Source organism: Acinetobacter sp. NIPH 2100 (assembly GCF_000369805.1).
Lineage (GTDB): Bacteria > Pseudomonadota > Gammaproteobacteria > Pseudomonadales > Moraxellaceae > Acinetobacter.
Window position 1 is genome coordinate 350,031 of the sequence record NZ_KB850224.1, and the last position, 18,814, is coordinate 368,844.

12 protein-coding genes are annotated in these 18,814 nt (G+C 42.0%); 9 read left to right on the forward strand and 3 right to left on the reverse strand.

Features of this window, described 5'->3' with window-relative positions; all coding sequences use genetic code 11:
- Positions 1 to 80 precede the first annotated feature (80 nt).
- The 4 genes from rpoB (at position 81) to F887_RS16180 (ending at position 9,746) form a co-directional block, all read left to right on the forward strand.
- On the forward strand, positions 81 to 4,169 hold the full coding sequence (rpoB, locus tag F887_RS16195; protein WP_005291355.1) for a DNA-directed RNA polymerase subunit beta: 4,089 nt from the start codon (positions 81 to 83) through the stop codon (positions 4,167 to 4,169).
- A gap of 141 nt (positions 4,170 to 4,310) precedes the next feature.
- Entirely contained in the window at positions 4,311 to 8,504 is a 4,194-nt protein-coding gene (gene rpoC / locus F887_RS16190) for a DNA-directed RNA polymerase subunit beta' (RefSeq protein ID WP_005291357.1), read from the forward strand.
- Between the two features lie 162 nt (positions 8,505 to 8,666).
- Positions 8,667 to 9,032 (forward strand): hypothetical protein, encoded by a 366-nt coding sequence (locus F887_RS16185; protein ID WP_005200545.1) that lies wholly within the window; start codon positions 8,667 to 8,669, stop codon positions 9,030 to 9,032.
- A 354-nt stretch (positions 9,033 to 9,386) separates the two neighbouring features.
- Positions 9,387 to 9,746 (forward strand): hypothetical protein, encoded by a 360-nt coding sequence (locus F887_RS16180; protein WP_005291359.1) that lies wholly within the window; start codon positions 9,387 to 9,389, stop codon positions 9,744 to 9,746.
- A gap of 62 nt (positions 9,747 to 9,808) precedes the next feature.
- On the opposite strand, the gene F887_RS16175 is transcribed toward F887_RS16180, so the two are convergent.
- Positions 9,809 to 10,294 (reverse strand): DUF4442 domain-containing protein, encoded by a 486-nt coding sequence (locus tag F887_RS16175; protein WP_032863053.1) that lies wholly within the window; start codon positions 10,292 to 10,294, stop codon positions 9,809 to 9,811.
- 114 nt (positions 10,295 to 10,408) lie between these two features.
- Here F887_RS16175 and F887_RS16170 point away from each other — a divergent pair, with 114 nt between their 5' ends.
- The 5 genes from F887_RS16170 (at position 10,409) to htpG (ending at position 16,349) form a co-directional block, all read left to right on the forward strand.
- A complete protein-coding gene (locus F887_RS16170; protein WP_005291363.1) occupies positions 10,409 to 11,284 on the forward strand; it encodes an alpha/beta fold hydrolase in 876 nt (291 codons plus the stop codon).
- A gap of 121 nt (positions 11,285 to 11,405) precedes the next feature.
- Complete coding sequence (locus F887_RS16165; protein ID WP_005291365.1) at positions 11,406 to 12,827, forward strand: Na+/H+ antiporter family protein; 1,422 nt, start codon at positions 11,406 to 11,408, stop codon at positions 12,825 to 12,827.
- Positions 12,828 to 13,244: 417 nt separating this feature from the next.
- Positions 13,245 to 13,829 (forward strand): OmpW/AlkL family protein, encoded by a 585-nt coding sequence (locus F887_RS16160; protein WP_005291366.1) that lies wholly within the window; start codon positions 13,245 to 13,247, stop codon positions 13,827 to 13,829.
- Positions 13,830 to 13,961: 132 nt separating this feature from the next.
- Complete coding sequence (locus tag F887_RS16155) at positions 13,962 to 14,315, forward strand: lysozyme inhibitor LprI family protein (protein ID WP_005291369.1); 354 nt, start codon at positions 13,962 to 13,964, stop codon at positions 14,313 to 14,315.
- 114 nt (positions 14,316 to 14,429) lie between these two features.
- Positions 14,430 to 16,349: a molecular chaperone HtpG gene (gene htpG / locus F887_RS16150; protein WP_005291372.1), complete on the forward strand. Its 1,920-nt coding sequence runs from the start codon at positions 14,430 to 14,432 to the stop codon at positions 16,347 to 16,349.
- A gap of 90 nt (positions 16,350 to 16,439) precedes the next feature.
- Here htpG and F887_RS16145 read toward each other — a convergent pair whose 3' ends face one another.
- Complete coding sequence (locus F887_RS16145) at positions 16,440 to 17,327, reverse strand: hypothetical protein (RefSeq protein ID WP_032862717.1); 888 nt, start codon at positions 17,325 to 17,327, stop codon at positions 16,440 to 16,442.
- A 133-nt stretch (positions 17,328 to 17,460) separates the two neighbouring features.
- Positions 17,461 to 18,600, reverse strand: coding sequence for a hypothetical protein (locus tag F887_RS16140; RefSeq protein WP_005291377.1), 1,140 nt, complete (start codon positions 18,598 to 18,600; stop codon positions 17,461 to 17,463).
- Positions 18,601 to 18,814 lie beyond the last annotated feature (214 nt).

An 18,814-nucleotide genomic window follows, 5' to 3' on the forward strand; every position in this document is an offset into this window, starting at 1 on the left:
AGTGGTGGCCATATCGGCCTGCGTAATTCCTTCTAAACCCGTTCTGCAGGCGGGTTTAGTTTACTTTCCGAGGACTCCAGATGGCATACTCATATACCGAAAAGAAACGGATTCGTAAGAATTTTGGTAAATTGCCCCACGTAATGGAAGCACCGTACTTACTTTCGATTCAGGTCGATTCGTACCGTACTTTCTTACAAGGTGGTAAAACTCCAAAAAATCGCGAAGATATCGGTCTCCAAGCCGCATTTCGTTCAGTTTTTCCTATTGAAAGTTATTCTGGCAATGCTGCTTTAGAATTTGTTGAGTATAGTCTTGGTAAGCCAGAGTTTGACGTGCGTGAATGTATTTTACGTGGTTCAACTTATGCGGCACCAATGCGCGTAAAAATTCGTTTGATCATTAAAGATCGCGAAACGAAGTCAATTAAAGACGTTCGTGAACAAGAAGTTTACATGGGTGAAATGCCACTCATGACAGATAACGGTACATTCGTTATCAACGGTACTGAGCGTGTAATCGTATCTCAATTACACCGTTCACCAGGTGTATTCTTCGACCATGACAAGGGTAAAACCCACTCAAGCGGTAAAGTGTTGTATTCAGCACGTATTATCCCTTACCGTGGTTCATGGTTAGATTTCGAATTTGATGCCAAAGATTTAGTCTTTGTACGTATTGACCGTCGTCGTAAACTATTGGCAACTGTCATTTTACGTGCTTTAAATTATAGCAATGAACAAATCTTGAATTTGTTCTACGAAAAAGTACCTGTATATCTTGATATGGGTAGCTATCAAATTGACCTCGTTCCAGACCGCTTACGTGGTGAAATGGCGCAATTTGATATCTTGGACAATGATGGCAAAGCAATCGTTGAACAAGGTAAACGTATTAATGCACGTCATGTACGTCAAATGGAAGCTGCGAATTTAGCGAAGCTTTCTGTACCTGATGAATATTTATATGAGCGTATTACAGCTGAAGATATCACACTAAAAAGTGGTGATGTAATTCCTGCGAATACCGTACTTAGCCATGAAGTGATGGTGAAGTTGGCAGAAGGTGGTGTTAAGCAGTTTAACATCCTGTTCACTAACGACATCGATCGTGGTTCTTTCGTTGCTGATACATTACGTGCAGATACCACAACAGGCCGTGAAGAAGCGCTTGTTGAAATCTATAAAGTAATGCGTCCAGGCGAGCCGCCAACAAAAGAAGCTGCTGAAAACTTATTCAACAACTTGTTCTTCTCTTCTGAGCGTTATGACCTTTCTCCAGTAGGTCGTATGAAGTTCAACCGTCGTTTGGGTCGTCCTTACGAAGTGGGTACAGACCAGAAGTCTCGTGAAGTTGAAGGTATTTTATCGCACGAAGATATCATCGATGTACTGCGTACATTGGTTGAAATCCGTAACGGTAAGGGTGAAGTCGACGATATCGATCACTTAGGTAACCGTCGTGTACGTTCTGTTGGTGAAATGACAGAAAACCAATTCCGTGTTGGTTTAGTCCGTGTTGAACGTGCTGTTAAAGAGCGTTTAAGCCAAGCAGAAACTGATAACTTGTCTCCACAAGATTTAATCAACGCAAAACCAGTTGCTGCTGCAATCAAAGAATTCTTTGGTTCAAGCCAATTGTCTCAGTTCATGGACCAAAACAACCCATTGTCTGAGATTACACACAAACGTCGTGTATCTGCGCTTGGTCCTGGTGGTTTGACACGTGAGCGCGCGGGCTTTGAAGTACGTGACGTACATCAAACTCACTACGGTCGTGTATGTCCAATTGAAACGCCTGAAGGTCCAAACATTGGTTTGATCAACTCGCTTTCTGTATATGCAAAAGCGAATGACTTCGGGTTCTTGGAAACACCATACCGTCGCGTTGTTGAAGGTCGTGTAACGGATACAGTTGAATATTTATCTGCGATTGAAGAAGTAGGTACTGTCATTGCACAGGCCGATTCTGCTGTAGATAAAGATGGTAACTTGACTGAAGAAATGGTTTCTGTACGTCACCAAGGTGAATTCGTACGTATGTCGCCTGAGCGCGTAACACATATGGACGTTTCTGCTCAGCAGGTTGTATCTGTTGCTGCGTCACTTATTCCATTCCTTGAACACGATGATGCGAACCGTGCATTGATGGGTTCAAACATGCAACGTCAGGCTGTTCCGACCTTACGTGCTGACAAGCCGCTTGTTGGTACAGGTATGGAAGCAAACGTAGCACGTGACTCGGGTGTGTGTGTGATTGCAGACCGTGGTGGTGCGATTGAATATGTAGATGCATCTCGTATCGTTATTCGTGTAAACGAAGATGAAATGATCGCGGGTGAAGCGGGTGTAGATATCTACAACCTGATCAAATATACACGTTCAAACCAAAATACATGTATCAACCAAAACGTTATCGTAAACTTGGGCGACAAAGTTGCTCGTGGCGATATCTTGGCTGATGGTCCATCGACTGATATGGGTGAACTTGCGCTTGGTCAAAACATGCGCGTCGCGTTCATGACATGGAACGGTTATAACTACGAAGACTCGATCTTACTTTCTGAGCGTGTACTTCAAGAAGACCGTTTAACGTCGATTCACATTCAAGAATTATCATGTGTAGCGCGTGATACTAAGTTGGGTGCAGAAGAAATTACTGCTGATATTCCTAACGTTGGTGAAGCTGCACTGTCTAAGCTGGATGAGTCTGGTATTGTTTATATCGGTGCTGAAGTTACTGCGGGTGACATCTTAGTTGGTAAAGTAACGCCTAAAGGTGAAACTCAGTTAACACCTGAAGAAAAATTACTTCGCGCAATCTTTGGTGAAAAAGCAGCTGACGTTAAAGACTCTTCTTTACGCGTTCCGTCTGGTACTAAAGGTACAGTCATTGACGTTCAAGTCTTCACGCGTGATGGTTTGGAAAAAGATGAACGTGCGCAAGCAATTGAGAAAGCTCAGCTTGATGCATACCGTAAAGACTTGAAAGAAGAATATAAAATCTTCGAAGAAGCAGCACGTGAACGTATTGTTCGTTTGTTGACTGGTCAAGAGTCTAACGGTGGTGGTTCAACTAAGCGTGGCGATAAACTTTCTGCAGATGTATTGTCTGGTTTAGAGCTGGTTGATTTACTTGAAATCCAACCGACTGATGAAGCGATTGCTGAGCGTTTAACTCAAATTCAAGTCTTCTTGAAAGAGAAGAGTTACGAAATTGATGAGAAGTTTGCTGAGAAGAAACGTAAACTTTCTACAGGTGATGAATTAACAACTGGCGTATTGAAAGTTGTTAAGGTTTACCTCGCTGTAAAACGTCGTATCCAGCCTGGTGATAAGATGGCGGGTCGTCACGGTAACAAAGGTGTTGTATCAAACATCTTACCAGTTGAAGACATGCCGCATGATGCCAATGGTGTACCAGTTGATATCGTATTGAACCCGTTGGGCGTACCTTCACGTATGAACGTGGGTCAGATTCTTGAGACTCACTTGGGTATGGCTGCTAAAGGTCTTGGCGATAAAATCGAAAAAATGTTGAAAGAACAACGTACAGTGATTGAACTGCGTGAATTCCTAGACAAGATTTATAACAAGGTAGGTGGCGAGCAAGAAGAGCTTGATAGCTTAACTGATGCAGAAGTCTTGGCACTTTCAGGTAACTTGCGTGCTGGTGTTCCATTGGCAACACCTGTATTTGACGGTGCTGAAGAAAGCCAAATCAAAGACTTACTTGAATTGGCTGACATTTCACGTACTGGTCAAACGGTATTGTTTGACGGACGTACAGGTGAACAGTTTGATCGTCCTGTAACTGTAGGTTACATGTACATGCTCAAATTGAACCACTTGGTTGATGACAAGATGCATGCACGTTCAACAGGTTCTTACTCACTTGTTACTCAACAGCCGCTTGGTGGTAAAGCACAATTCGGTGGTCAGCGTTTTGGTGAGATGGAAGTATGGGCACTTGAAGCATACGGTGCCGCATATACACTTCAAGAAATGCTCACTGTGAAGTCGGATGACGTCGAAGGCCGTACACGCATCTATAAGAATATTGTAGATGGTAACCATTATATGGATCCGGGTATGCCTGAATCGTTCAACGTATTGACCAAAGAGATCCGTTCTTTAGGTATCAACATTGAACTGAAAAATGGTGACTAAATCCCCCTCGATCCCCCTTTGTTAAAGGGGGAAGTTCCCCTCTTTGAAAAGAGGGGTTAGGGGAGATTCCATAATTTCAGTGAAAACAATATTTGTGACCCAGTCGAGGGAGCTTAGCTCCTCGACACACGGAGAAAAAAATTGAAAGACTTGCTCGATATCATGCGTAAGAAACCGGATTCAGAAGGTCATGCACCTGTTGAATTTGACCGTATCCGTATTGGTCTTGCGTCGCCAGAGATGATTAAGTCATGGTCTCACGGTGAAGTTAAAAAGCCTGAAACCATTAACTACCGTACTTTTAAACCTGAACGTGACGGTTTGTTCTGTGCCAAAATTTTTGGTCCAGTAAAAGATTACGAATGCTTGTGTGGTAAATACAAGCGTATGAAATACAAAGGTGTCATTTGTGAAAAATGTGGCGTTGAAGTAACAACTGCCAAAGTTCGTCGTGAGCGTATGGGTCACATCGAACTTGCATCTCCAGTTGCACACATTTGGTTCTTGAAATCATTACCGAGCCGTATCGGTTTGCTTCTTGATATGACATTACGTGATATTGAACGCGTATTGTATTTCGAATCTTATGTTGTTACAGATCCTGGTATGACTCCGTTTGAAAAGTATCAACTTTTAACAGACGAAGAATACTACAATGCACTTGAAGAACACGGTGATGAATTCACTGCGAAGATGGGTGCTGAAGCAATTCAGGATCTATTGAAAGATATCGATCTTGAAGCTGAAATTGCGCGTTTACGCGAAGAGATCCCTCAAACAACCTCTGAGACGAAACTTAAGAAATCGTCTAAGCGTTTGAAATTGATGGAAGCTTTTAAAGATTCAAACAACAAGCCTGAATGGATGGTGATGAATGTACTTCCAGTACTTCCACCAGACTTACGTCCGCTTGTACCACTTGAGGGTGGTCGTTTCGCGACTTCAGACTTGAACGATTTATATCGTCGTGTGATTAACCGTAACAACCGTTTAAAACGTCTTCTCGACTTGGCTGCACCAGACATTATCGTACGTAACGAAAAACGTATGTTACAAGAGTCTGTTGATGCATTGCTTGATAACGGTCGTCGTGGTCGTGCAATTACTGGTTCGAACAAACGTCCGTTGAAATCTTTGGCAGATATGATCAAAGGTAAACAAGGTCGTTTCCGTCAAAACTTACTTGGTAAGCGTGTTGACTATTCTGGTCGTTCGGTAATTACCGTTGGTCCTACTTTACGTCTTCACCAATGTGGTCTTCCGAAGAAGATGGCACTTGAACTCTTCAAGCCATTTATTTTCGCGAAACTACAAGCATCTGGTCAGGCTACAACCATTAAAGCTGCGAAGAAAATGGTTGAGCGTGAAACACCAGAAGTTTGGGACGTTCTTGCATCTGTGATTCGTCAACATCCAGTGATGTTGAACCGTGCGCCAACACTTCACCGTTTAGGTCTTCAAGCATTTGAACCTATTTTGATTGAAGGTAAAGCGATCCGTCTTCACCCACTCGTATGTGCTGCGTTTAACGCCGACTTCGATGGTGACCAAATGGCGGTACACGTTCCATTGACATTGGAAGCACAGTTAGAAGCACGTGCCTTGATGATGTCAACCAACAACATTTTGTCACCTGCCAATGGTGAGCCAATCATCGTTCCTTCTCAGGACGTTGTCTTGGGTCTTTACTACATCACCCGTGATGCGGTAAATGCCAAAGGTGAAGGCATGGTGTTTGCGGATACACACGAAGTTAACCGTGCGTTAGCGACGGGTAAAGTTGCGATCCATGCACGCGTAAAAGTACGTGTACACCAAACTGTGATCGATGAAAATGGTCAGCGTGAAAAGCAAACTATTATTGTTGATACAACACCTGGTCGTTGCTTGTTGTGGGAAGTTGTTCCACAAGGTTTAAGCTTTGAATCGATCAACCTTGAGATGACCAAGAAAAACATCTCTAAGTTAATCAACTCTTGCTACCGTAAACTTGGTTTGAAAGATACTGTTATCTTCGCTGACCAATTGATGTATTTGGGCTTCCGTCAAGCGACACGTTCAGGTGTATCTGTTGGTATGGAAGACATGTTGATTCCACCAACCAAGCATACGATTATCGATAAAGCTGAAACCGAAGTTCGTGAAATCGAACAACAGTTTGAGCAAGGTTTCGTAACTGCGGGTGAGCGTTATAACAAAGTTGTCGATATCTGGGCGCGTACCAACGACCAAGTTGCGAAAGCGATGATGGATAACTTGTCTTATACTCTTGTTAAAAACAAACAAGGTGAAGATGAGAAACAGAAATCATTCAACTCGATTTATATGATGTCTGACTCGGGTGCCCGTGGTAGTGCGGCGCAGATCCGTCAGCTTGCTGGTATGCGTGGTTTGATGGCGAAACCAGATGGTTCGATCATTGAAACTCCGATTAAAGCAAACTTCCGTGAAGGTTTGACCGTACTTCAGTACTTCATTTCAACACACGGTGCGCGTAAAGGTTTGGCCGATACCGCATTGAAAACTGCGAACTCTGGTTACTTGACTCGTCGTCTTGTAGACGTAGCACAAGATTTAGTCATTACTGAATCTGACTGTGGTACTGCGGGTGGTTTAGTGATGACACCATTCATTCAAGGTGGTGACGTGATTGAACCGTTACGCGATCGCGTATTGGGTCGTGTAACTGCTGAAGATGTACGTCGTGCATCTGATGATGAAGTTGTACTTCCACGCGGTACCTTAATTGACGAGAAAATCGCTGCTCAGCTTGAAGAAGCGGGTGTCGATGAAGTTAAAGTACGTTCAGTTATCGCATGTGAATCAACATTCGGTGTATGTGCGCGCTGTTATGGTCGTGACCTTGCACGTGGTCACTTGGTGAACCCAGGTGAATCAGTCGGTGTAATGGCTGCACAGTCAATTGGTGAGCCAGGTACACAGTTAACAATGCGTACCTTCCACGTAGGTGGTGCTGCAAGCCGAACGTCTGCTGCAAACAGTGTTCAAGTACGTAACAAAGGTACTGTACGTTTCCACAACGTGAAAACTGTACAACATGCCAAAGGTCACTTGGTATCAGTTTCACGTTCAGGTGAAATTGGTATTGCGGATGATTTAGGTCGTGAGCGTGAGCGCTATAAACTTCCTTACGGTGCGAGCATCTTGTTGAAAGATGGCGAAGCTGTAGAAGCGGGCGGTATCGTGGCGACTTGGGATCCACATACACATCCACTTGTTACCGAAGTTGCGGGTAAAGCACGTTTCAGCCAAATCGCTGATGGTGTAACTGCAACCTCTAAGACAGATGATGCAACAGGTATGACCACTGTTGAAATCTTACCTGTAACAGCTCGTCCTGCTTCTGGTAAAGATTTACGTCCAGCAATTGTGTTGGATACAACAGATGGTGGCGAACAATTCTACTTCTTACCACAGAACACGATCGTAACCGTTCGCGATGGCGCAACCATCGGTGTGGGTGATGTACTTGGTCGTGTACCACAAGAAACTTCACGTACACGTGATATTACCGGTGGTCTTCCACGCGTAGCTGACTTGTTTGAAGCACGTAAACCGAAAGAACACGCGATTCTTGCAGAAGTATCAGGTGTTGTAAGCTTCGGTAAAGAGACCAAAGGTAAGAACCGCTTAGTGATTACTCCGGATGATGGTTCTGAGATCTACGAAGAATTGATTCCAAAATGGCGTACCATTAACGTGTTCGAAGGTGAACATGTGAACCGTGGTGAAACCATTTCTGATGGTCCACAAAACCCACATGACATCTTGCGTTTAAAAGGTGAAGTTGCATTAACCAACTACATCGTGAACGAAGTTCAAGACGTTTACCGTCTCCAAGGTGTAAAAATCAACGATAAGCACATTGAAGTTGTTGTACGTCAAATGTTGCGTAAAGTTGATATCACTGATGGCGGTGATACAAGCTTCATCAAAGGCGAGCAAGTGGATTACATCCGCGTTGTTCAAGAGAACCAAGCAGTCTTGGCTCAGAACAAGTTCCCTGCGAAGTTTGAACGTCAGTTGATGGGTATCACGAAAGCATCGCTTTCTACTGACTCATTCATCTCTGCTGCATCGTTCCAGGAAACAACACGTGTGTTAACTGAAGCGGCTGTAACAGGTAAAGAAGATGACTTACGTGGCTTGAAAGAGAACGTTGTTGTAGGTCGCTTGATCCCTGCTGGTACAGGTCTTGCGTATCACTTAGAACGTCGTCGTCAAGAATCGGAAGCTGCTGAATTTGAACTTCATAACGATTTCAGTGAAGTTGACCAAGCATTTAGTCAAGCGTTGAACTCAGACCAGTTCTAAGTTTTAACGAATTAAAAGGCACCTTCGGGTGCCTTTTTTTGTGGAAAAATAAAGCAGTTGTTACAAAAACACATTACAGCATCAGTATTTGATTACTTAATCAAAGTAAACAGTTCATTAAACAATACTATCCTATGCACATCTGAGAGAGGAGTTGTTCTAATGAAAAAAATGATGATGATTGCTGGTGTCGCTTTAATGTCTTCAACCCTGTTTGTTGGTTGCCAGAACGCGAGTCCAGAAAGTAAACGTATTGGTTCTGCTGCGATTGGCGGTGGTGCAGGTGGAGCCGTAGGTAAGCACGTTGGTGGTAATCTCGGTGCGGGCTTAGGTGCTGCAATTGGTGCGGGCGTTGCTGCAAATGCCAAAGGTTCAAATAGTAAAAATACACGTAATAGCGCAATCGGTGCTGGCTTAGGTGCTGTGATTGGTGGTGCTGTATTAGGTGGCGACTCTGGCGCTGCTGTTGGTGGTGCGCTAGGTGGTAGTGCTGGTTCTGCTTATGGAGAGAAAAAAGGCAAGTACTAAGCCTGAATAGAAATCGCTCGATGGTTGATTATCTCCTTGAGCTTTAGCCATCGAACAGTTTCATTGAATAAAGTTGTCTTTTCTCAGTGAGCATAAATGTATTGCTGAGAAAAGTTCCATAATAAAAACCTTATTTATAATCCAAATTTTAATTCATCCTAATTCTTTAAAGCATTCAGCGTTGAGCAAAGGTATCTAGAGCTTATTTATTTCATCTTCATTCAAATGTTTTTTAAAAGCAGCTGCCTTTACAAAATATCAATCGATTGGGACATTGTGATAACACAATGTGATCAAAATCCACATAAAAGAAGATTATGCTTTTTATTAGAAAGTATAGGAGTGAATATAGTCATGAAAAAAACAATAGGTTTAGTTTCTACTTTGGTGCTATCGGCGGTTATGTTTACAGGTTGTCAAAATATGAGCGCCTCTGATCAGCGTATCGGTGCAGCAGCACTGGGTGGTGCGGTCGGTGGCGGTGTTGGTAACCATGTCGGTGGTGGCTTAGGTGCTGGTGTAGGCGCAGCTGCGGGTGCTGGTGTAGGCGCAAACGCTAAAGGTGGTAGTAGTAGCTCAACTACGAGCAGTGCTGTCGGTGCTGGTATCGGTTCAGTTGTTGGTAAAGCGATCTTCGGTGGTGACTCAGGTGCTGCAATTGGTGGTGCGATTGGTGGCGGTGCTGGTGCTGCCATCCAAGAGAAGAAAAGATAATTTCTTCCTTTCAGATTCAAAAATGCCTGCAATCATTTGCAGGCATTTTTATATGCCTAAAGCTAAGCACTGGCTTTGGGCTTTTTCCGACGAATATACAGAACCTTCTCAACTTCTGCGATTCGTGTTCCCGCATCATCCACAATATTTAAGGTGTAATGACGTAAAACAGGTTCATGATTTTCTGCCAGTCGTTTAATCTCTGTGATTTCATTGGCGCTGAGCTGAATCTCTGCATACACGGTATTACGACCAGGTGATAGAAAATTAATGGTGGCACTTTTGTCCCAGACAATATATTTATGCCCCAAATGATGAATCAAAATCAGCATATAAAAAGGGTCGACCATTGAATAAAGACTACCACCAAAATGTGTTCCTACAATATTGCGATTGCGTCTGGTCAGTGGCATTTTGACTCGAATGTAATAATCATCTAGATCAATGGTTTCAATCTCAATGCCTGCACCACGATAAGGTGAATAATGGTTGAGCATAAATTTCGATATCGCGGGAATGGTTCGAATTTTTTTGAAAAAGTCTTTCATGGTCAATTTTTTTTCTTGCAACTCTATTCATACTCCATAAGTATCATTTTTATTGCATCGCTGGCAATGGCTGTTTTATGACCAAGCCGATAGAAAACAAAATGGGAAAGAATTATGCAAGCACAAGTAAAAACAGTAACGACGTCTGATCAGCAAACGCTTTGTGTCAAAACATGGGGTGATGAGAAAAAAACACCTTTGGTGTTAGTGCACGGCTATCCTGATAACCAGGAAGTGTGGGAACCCATCATTGAAAAACTTGTCAATGATTACTATGTGGTGACTTATGATGTGCGTGGTGCAGGTTTGTCTTCGATTCCTAAACGCATCAAAGATTACCGTTTGCCACGTTTGTCATTGGACCTGCAAGAAGTGGTTGATGCCGTGATCCCAGGTCGTAACTTTCACATGGCAGCGCACGATTGGGGTTCTTTACAGTCATGGGAATCAGCGACTGAACCAAAATTAAAAGGCCGTTTATTGTCTTATACGACGATTTCAGGTCCTTGTTTGGATCATGCTTCTTTATATCTGCGTGAAAAATTTAAATCTGCACCAAGCAATGTACTGAAAATGCTAACCAAATCTTGGTATATCGGTGCTTTCCATTTACCTTTCGTTGCGCCAACGGTATGGACATTCTTTAGCCCTGAAAAATGGGGCAAGATTTTAAGTGGTTTGGAAAAGAAGAAAAATTTACCTTTAAATGCCAATATTGTGGCGGATGGTAAATACGGCATTAATTTGTATCGTGCCAATTTTATTCCCTCTTTAACTCAGCCTCGCCAACGCTATGCGCAATGTCCTGTACAAGCGATCGTATTACAGCGCGATGCTTTTGTCAGTACTGAGTACATTACTGAATCTATGCCAAAATGGGTGGAAAAATTTGAGTATGTTGAACTCGATGCCAACCATTGGGCGGTATTGAGCCAACCAGAAAAAATTGCTGAACTGATCCGTCAATTCGTGCAACGTCAAGCTGCTTAAGGCTTTAGTGGATTTATTAAGCTAAAAATCACTTAAGATTAGCGATAATACGGCGATATTTTCAGCTAGGTTTTAATGAATCTGCTAGAATATCGCCTTTTCTTTGCTCCTGAATTTGTTCATGAATGCTGTCGTAATTGCGATTGCCGTGATGTTTATCCTGTCACTGGCACGAGTTTCTGTTGTTCTCACTTTGGTGATTTCAGCCATCATTGGGGGCTTGGTCGCTGGTCTAAGTCTTTCTCAAACTGTAGAAGCATTTAATGCTGGCTTAGGCGATGGCGCTGAAGTGGCGTTGGCTTATGCCGTATTAGGTGCATTTGCATTGGCACTTTCAAAGTCTGGATTACCCGATTTACTTGCCCATAAACTGATTGGTTTATTAGGCATGGAAGCAGGTAAAAATCAGCAGAAAAAGGTGAAATATCTCTTATTAACCATTCTATTGATCGCTGCCATTTTCTCTCAAAATCTGATTCCAGTGCATATTGCTTTTATTCCAGTTCTGGTTCCACCTTTATTAAAAGTGATGAACCACTTGAAGTTGGATCGTCGTGCGGCGGCATGTGTCATGACCTTGGGTCTTGTCGGAACCTATATTTTTCTACCGGTGGGCTTTGGTGCGATCTTCCTTGAACAGATTCTGATGGGCAATATCAACAAGATCGGTGCAGCGTATGGGCTACATGTTGAACGCGGCATGATGCCACTGGGTATGGCGATTCCTGTCTTAGGTATGGTGATCGGAACTTTGGTTGCGGTGTTTATTAGCTATCGTAAGCCGCGTATCTATGTTGATCGTTCAATAACGCCAGTCAAAACCATTGACCTAGACAAGCCGCTGAAAGTGACCACACAAGCAGAATATGATCTTAAAGCCGATGCTGAAGAACTCAAACAAGAAGCTGAGAATGTACCTTATATCTCCAAGAAGACCATGTTTATGGCTGTTCTTGCGATCGCTTTAACTTTGGTTGCACAGTTATATTCAGGTTCAATGATTCTCGGTGGTTTAGTTGGTTTTGCTGTTTTGTCCGCGTCAGGTATTTTTAAATGGCAAGATGCCGATGATGTATTTGTACAAGGTATGCGGATGATGGCACTGGTCGGCTTTATCATGATTTCTGCGGCAGGCTTTGCTTCAGTGATGACCCATACTGGCGACATTACTCATTTGGTCAATGGGGTGGTGCATATCATTGGTGATAACCATGCGTTAGCCGCTTTCTTGATGCTCTTTATCGGCTTATTTGTCACGATCGGTATTGGTTCATCTTTTTCGAGTGTACCTGTACTTGCAGTGATTTACGTCCCTTTATGCGTACAGTTTGGTTTTTCACCATTGGCAACGATTGCACTGATTGGTACCGCTGCGGCATTGGGTGATGCTGGATCTCCTGCATCTGATTCGACTTTAGGACCAACAGCGGGTTTGGGTGTAGATGGTCAACACGATCACATTTGGGATACAGTTGTGCCGACATTTATACATTTTAATATCCCATTGCTTATTTTTGGCTGGATTGCCGCAATGATTTTATAATACAAATGGCTCGTTAAGAGCCATTTTTTATGGCTGCTTATTTTAAGAATTAAAATATAAAAAATATCAGTATTTGACATTTTTTGTCTCTTTTTTAATCTGATTTTATAATGTGGTTTTAATATTAAGTTTTGTGTGATTATATTTTTAAATTCATCTAAATTTAATTTTTCTAAAAACTTTAATTGATATTTTGGAATACCTTATTCCGATGAAAATACTAGGTTTTATAGTGATTTAACTTGATTAAAATAGTCTGAATTAATGGTTTTTACATATTTTAACAATTATATTTTATTAATATTCAATATATTACAAAATAGATTTAAAAGGTCGGAATTAATAAGTATTGCATAATGTAAAAACCCGTGCTTATTATGTTGAACAAGAACATAAATTGTTAAAGAGGTTGTTTAAATGTTAAATAAAGTATTGGTTGTTGCATTATTGGGGTTATCTTCAACTGCATTTGCAGGGGGCTTTCAAGTTAAAGTAGGTGCGAGTTTAATTGATCCAACTGCGGATGTAACTTTAGCGCCTGGTGCAACTGTAAAAGGGGATTATGAGTTTGCCTTTACACCATCAGTAGAATATTTCTTTGGTGAAACGCCATTCTCAGCTGAAATTTTATTGGCAACACCCGTGAAGCATGATGTTTTACTCAACGGTGAATCAGTTGCCAGTGTTCGTCATTTGCCACCAACAATTACCGCGAAATATAACTTTAAAAACTCAACTCGCTTCACGCCGTATATTGGTGTCGGTGGTACAGCATTCATCCCATGGCATGAAAAGGGTGTTGCGAAAGATGTAAAAGAAGCATTTGGTTTTGCCGGTCAGTTAGGCTTTAACTTCCAGCCAGCCGATGCGAAAAACTGGGGCGTTTATGTTGATGTGCGTTATGCAGACATCAGCCCAGAAGTGACCTTGGTTGATGGTACTAAATTTGATTTAGATCTCAATCCTGTGGTGTATACATTAGGCTATAGCTACAAATTCTAAGTCGATGAAAGATTGAAGAACCTCACCTTGTGTGAGGTTTTTTCTTTTTGCAATTTGAAATAAAACCGATACAGGCTTCAACACTTGAGTTTTGTATGCTGAGAAATAATCTTAAATAAAAGTGAATGATCCATGATGAAAAAATTTATAAGTACAGCATTATTACTTACACCCTTATTGTTTTTGTCTCAGGCTCAGGCGGCGAGTTTCTCTTGCAAAGCGGCGAAGTTAAAAGCTGAACAACAGATTTGTAATGAACGTAGCTTGAATGATGCCGATGTAAAACTGGCGACGACCTATCAAATTATATTGCATGCTTTACCGATGGGGGGACGCGATGCCGAGAAGGATCAACAGTTTAAGTGGTTAAAGCAACGTAACTCTTGTGGCGCAAATACACCTTGCTTGAAACGTGCCTATGCACAACGACAACAGCAACTTGATCAGCTGTTACAGACGCGTGTCTTGAGCCAAGGACCATTCTAAATTTTATTTTTGTACGATTTTTAGCTGAAAAATAAAGCTGAAGGATTGAAAAATCCAAGATATACACCATTCATAAATCATTCCAAACATATAAGCACAGATAAGGAGTGATTTATGAGTGAGCAGGTCGCAAAAAATTATAGTTTCCAAGCTGAGGTTGCGCAGTTATTACATTTAGTGACGCATTCACTGTATTCGAATCCTGAAATTTTTCTACGTGAATTGATTTCAAATGCATCAGATGCTTGTGATAAGTTGCGTTTTGAAGGGATTAACCATCCTGAATATTATGAAAATGATCCAGATCTACGTGTTCGCGTTAGTTTAGATAAAGACAATAAAACCTTAACCATTTCAGATAATGGTATTGGCCTGAGTCAACAAGAAGCCATTGATAACTTAGGTACCATTGCCAAATCTGGTACCAAAGACTTTATGTCGAAATTGACAGGTGACCAAAAATCAGATGCCCAGTTAATTGGTCAGTTCGGCGTTGGCTTTTATTCAGGTTTTATTGTTGCTGATAAGATTACTGTTGAATCACGTCGTGCAGGTTCAGAGGCTGCTGAGGGTGTGCGTTGGATCAGTGGTGGTACGGGTGAGTTCGAAGTTCAAACGATTGAGAAAGCAACCCGTGGTACGGACATCATCTTGCATTTACGTGATGATGCACTCGACTATTTAGAGTCGTGGAAAGTTAAACAAATCATTAATAAGTATTCGGACCACATTAGCTTGCCAATCGAAATGCAAAAAGAAGTGTGGCAAGAGGAAGACGTCGCTGAGGGTGAAGAGCCAAAAGGCGGTCAAATGGTCAAGACCGATGAGTGGGAAGCGATTAACTCTGCGAGTGCGTTATGGACACGTAACAAGAGTGAAATTAGCGATGAACAATACATCGAGTTCTATAAAAACTTAAGTCATGATTTTGCAGAGCCTTTGGCATGGGCACATAACCGCGTCGAAGGCAGTACCGAATATACTCAGTTACTGTATATCCCAAGTCAGGCCAAGCAGGATCTATTTACCCGTGAAGCGAAAGCAGGTATCAAGCTGTATGTAAAACGTGTATTTATCTTGGATGAAGCCGATAATCTGATTCCAAATTACTTACGCTTTGTTCAAGGTGTGGTAGACAGCGCAGATTTACCATTGAACGTCAGTCGTGAACTTTTACAAGAAAGCCGCGATGTGAAGACCATTCGTGAAGGTAATGCACGCCGTGTGTTGACACTATTAGATGGTTTAGCAAAATCGGAAGATGAGAAAGACCAAGAGAAATTTAAAACCTTCTATACCGAATTTGGTTCAGTGTTGAAAGAAGGTCTGGGCGAAGACACGGGCAATCGTGACCGTATCTTGAAGCTATTGCGTTATGCAACTTCTACTAATGATGAAATCAGTACTTCTTTTGCCGACTATAAGGCACGTATGAAAGAAGGGCAGAAAGCGATTTATTATGTGACTGCGGATAGTTTAACGGCTGCGAAAAACTCGCCACAACTTGAAGTCTTCAAGAAAAAGGGCATTGAAGTGTTGCTCATGGCGGACCGTGTGGATGAGTGGGCAATGAATTTTGTCTTTGAGTTCGATGGTACGCCATTACAAAACGTATCTAAAGGCGCAGTGGATCTAGGTGATCTACAGGATGCCGAAGAGAAAAAGGCTCTAGAGCAAGCAGCTGAGCAGTTTAAGCCTGTGGTGGATCGCTTAACGACATCGTTAAAAGACAAAACCAAAGAAGTGCGCGTAACGACACGTTTGGTGGATTCACCAGCATGTTTGGTGACCAGCGAAGGTGAGCTTTCTCCACAACTGATCCGTATGCTGAAACAAGCAGGTCAGGCTGTGCCAGAAATCAAGCCGACTTTAGAGATCAACCCAGAACATCCATTGGTGAAAAAATTAGAAAGCTCAGCGCAGTTTGATGATTTGGCCAATGTGATCTTTGATCAGGCGGTGATTGCTGAAGGTGGCTTACCAGAAGATCCAGCAGCCTATGTAAAACGTATCAACAGCTTGTTATTGCAATAAGTGATTTGACCCAAAAACCTCTGCTTCGGTAGAGGTTTTTTATTTGTATGGATAACTTTAAAGTTATCCACAGTTGTGTTGATCTTTTGCTCAGAAGTGGGCTTCAAAGCTCATCTGATAACTAAAATGATTGTCCTGTTTATCCGTAGGAACATTTAAATAATTCAGATCATTTTGCATATACAGCCAGTTGCGCCAAATGGGTCGTTTCCATGAAAAATACGGTCCCCATTGATTGACACGCAGCTCTTTATTTTCATATTCCCCCTCACTGACGATGCCATAACTAAGATTGTCTTTGGATAACAAATGCAGTTTCTGAAAGGTGCGATTACGCCATGTATAGTCTTCATCTTGGGCTCTGGACAGATTGAATTGTGTCGATAGCAAGCTTTGCTGTTGAAATTTCTGCGTGAAATTGAAATTGGTTTCGGTGTAGTTTTTACTGCTTGAACCATAACGAAAGATTTGTGCAGTATCCAGATTCAGCCCTGAGGGTAGCAGCCATTGTTTCTTGGCAAGAAACTGCACATAAACATCCGTATTGGAATTTGAACCTAAGTCCAGATTATTGCTAAATGGCAACCAACTCGAAATGGTGCTCCAACTGGCACTCAGTGGATTGAGCGTACTTATGTTTTTATGCGTCGTGTGTTTACTCGTTTTCCCCAGCTTTTTAAGTGCTTGAGGTTGTTGTGCGCGTAACCATAATGAGTCATCACCAAAAACAGCCATCAATTCCTGACTCAATTGTGCATCACTCAGTTGATCGGAAAAATTTTCCTGGGCGAGCTCACAAGTGAGTGCATGTGTAGATCGGAGTCCATGAGGATAAGCATCCGTATTTTTATGCAGTGGCATCCGCATAAGATGCCTGCTGACAGGCAATAGCATTGGAAAGAAGGGGGTAAGGAGCTCACCGAGGCAAAGGCTGCCTATCACCAAAAAATATCCGGCCACAGCGTATCGTTGATACATGTTAAAGCGAAGAAAAATCAAAGAAAATAAGCATAGCAGTTTAAGCTTAATGCTTTATTTACGCGATTAAAAAAAATGAAATAAAAAAGCCCAATTACACATGCAATTGGGCATCAGTCACGTCAATCAAACATTAGAATAAAGTTTCCAAACGGACGAAAGTACTGACGAAATGATCATGGTTTTCACGATGGTCATTAAAATAATTGAGATCACCCTGTACATAGAACCATTCACGCCACAGTGGTTGTCGCCATGATACGAACGGCCCCCAACTATTTAAGCGCAGTTGATCATTGTTGTAGTAACCGCCCGTATAGATGCCATAATTGAAGTTGTTATGGGCAAAGAACTGATGCTGGCGGAAAGTACGGTTGTCCCAGAGTAGGTCATCATCCTGTTTATCCGCATAGGTCAGGCTGAACTGATTGGAGATAAAGGGTTGATTTGGGCGTGCATGAATCAACTCTAAATTAGTGCGCAGATAATTTTCACTTTTACTGCCATAACGATAAATTTGTTCTGCATTAAAACGGAAATCATTGCGTAGATCCCAATGCTTCTCAGCTCTTAAACGGGCATAAATATCACTGCCTGAACGAATACCAATATCTGCATCGGTTTCAAAAGGGAGTTTTTTGGAGAAATTTGACCAACGTAAGGCTAAGGAACCATTACTGTCTCGGGTTTGTCTGGAGTCGAATTTTTTATTTGGGTCTTGATTGGGTTGATTATTGGTATTGGCGACATTATTTTTAAACTCATCATCGAGCGAGTCATCACCAAATACCACACTGACTTTTTTCTCTAAGGTCGGTAATTTAATTTTACCGCGAATACGAGGTTTAACCTCATAGCCATCATATTCATTCCAATAGTTATCTAGCATTACCCGAATGGTGGCCGAGGCTGGATTCTCAGGATCGACCTCACCAAACCAATCATCAATCTTGACTGATGTATTGTCAGCCCATTCTCGAATGCGACGCTGTTTTTTGTCAAACCAGGTTTTATCTTCTGTTTCAGCAGTTGGGGGAACTGTAGATTGATCCGATTGTTCAGGAAAAATAGTCGGTGTCGCATCGACCCAACGTGGAATATAGTCCAGTGCGTTTTCCGAAGTATTTGTCACCGTTGAATTTGCAGCATTATTCGGCTGTTGATCCACTGTTTGAGTATTAGTTTCTGCCTTGGTCACACTGATCGTACCCATCGAAAGTGTTAACAAAGCAAAAAAGATACGTGTTGGTACCATTTGCTGTAAATTGTTCATAATGAAGACTTATATATTGTTCTTATGTTAACTTTTGATGATTGAGGCCATAAAAGCAAGCACTGGACACAAAAAGCAGCAATTTAACCAAGTAAAAATGCTAGAAATCATAATGGTTTAGTGAAATACAGCTGCATTAGCTGATCCAAGTCCTTTTGGAAAAATTCAGCCAATACTCGAATGACAGCTTGAGACAGCGCATCTAAAGAATATG

Bases quoted from the DNA above. Each gene is read 5' to 3' on its own strand.
- F887_RS16140 (WP_005291377.1), bottom strand. From the start codon at position 18,600: ATGAACAATTTACAGCAAATGGTACCAACACGTATCTTTTTTGCTTTG.
- F887_RS16175 (WP_032863053.1), bottom strand. From the start codon at position 10,294: ATGAAAGACTTTTTCAAAAAAATTCGAACCATTCCCGCGATATCGAAA.
- htpG (WP_005291372.1), top strand. From the start codon at position 14,430: ATGAGTGAGCAGGTCGCAAAAAATTATAGTTTCCAAGCTGAGGTTGCG.
- F887_RS16165 (WP_005291365.1), top strand. From the start codon at position 11,406: ATGAATGCTGTCGTAATTGCGATTGCCGTGATGTTTATCCTGTCACTG.
- F887_RS16155 (WP_005291369.1), top strand. From the start codon at position 13,962: ATGATGAAAAAATTTATAAGTACAGCATTATTACTTACACCCTTATTG.
- rpoB (WP_005291355.1), top strand. From the start codon at position 81: ATGGCATACTCATATACCGAAAAGAAACGGATTCGTAAGAATTTTGGT.
- F887_RS16145 (WP_032862717.1), bottom strand. From the start codon at position 17,327: ATGTATCAACGATACGCTGTGGCCGGATATTTTTTGGTGATAGGCAGC.
- F887_RS16180 (WP_005291359.1), top strand. From the start codon at position 9,387: ATGAAAAAAACAATAGGTTTAGTTTCTACTTTGGTGCTATCGGCGGTT.
- F887_RS16185 (WP_005200545.1), top strand. From the start codon at position 8,667: ATGAAAAAAATGATGATGATTGCTGGTGTCGCTTTAATGTCTTCAACC.
- F887_RS16170 (WP_005291363.1), top strand. From the start codon at position 10,409: ATGCAAGCACAAGTAAAAACAGTAACGACGTCTGATCAGCAAACGCTT.
- F887_RS16160 (WP_005291366.1), top strand. From the start codon at position 13,245: ATGTTAAATAAAGTATTGGTTGTTGCATTATTGGGGTTATCTTCAACT.